Origin of the sequence: Acetobacter fabarum, assembly GCF_011516925.1 — a bacterium.
In the GTDB taxonomy this organism is placed as follows: Bacteria; Pseudomonadota; Alphaproteobacteria; order Acetobacterales; family Acetobacteraceae; genus Acetobacter; species Acetobacter fabarum.
In genome coordinates, this window is record NZ_WOTG01000063.1 from 1 (window position 1) to 587 (window position 587).

General features: G+C 54.0%; 1 protein-coding gene. It reads left to right on the forward strand.

Features of this window, described 5'->3' with window-relative positions; genetic code table 11:
* The coding region (locus tag GOB83_RS14720; protein ID WP_206752422.1) for a hypothetical protein at positions 1-490 on the forward strand (490 nt) is incomplete at its 5' end.
* Between the last annotated feature and the right edge of the window lie 97 nt (positions 491-587).

Consider the following 587-nt stretch of genomic DNA (forward strand, 5'->3'; position numbering starts at 1 on the left):
CACCAAACCGGGACTAGCCAGAACAGAAAGAGAGGCTTTCATGTCCGACTTGACGAATAGTGTACGCACCGTGTCCACCCCTGCGCAAGAGGGGAATGTCTGCACCGGGCGGTGCAGTGAGTGTGCTAACCGCAAGACCACCTGCTTTGTGGAACTGGAAAATGCCCATTACTCCCATCAGACGCTGGCAGCGTTGGTGAAGTATCACGGTTGGCAATACTATGATGCACAGCGCCCCCAGAATGGTGTGGAACGTCTGTTTGTCGGGATGGCCGCCGATGGAGAGATGGTTCCTGATGGCGCACGCTACCTTGGAGCCAATTACTCCAAAGACCCGGAAAGCCGCCGGTATATCGCCCTGCATTATGGGTTTGACCTGCTCAAAGACTGGGACGGTCGGGAAGGAACGCCAGCGGAGATTGCGGCTCAGGTCAACAAATGGGCGGAACAGTACGTCCAGATGGAACGGGCCAAGCTGAAAGCCGCTTAAATCGCCCCTCAGATCAGTGATATTTTTCTCAATATTTTTAGTGGAACAGGCAAATGTCAGGCAGCGTTAACAAGGTCATTCTGGTCGGTAATCTGGG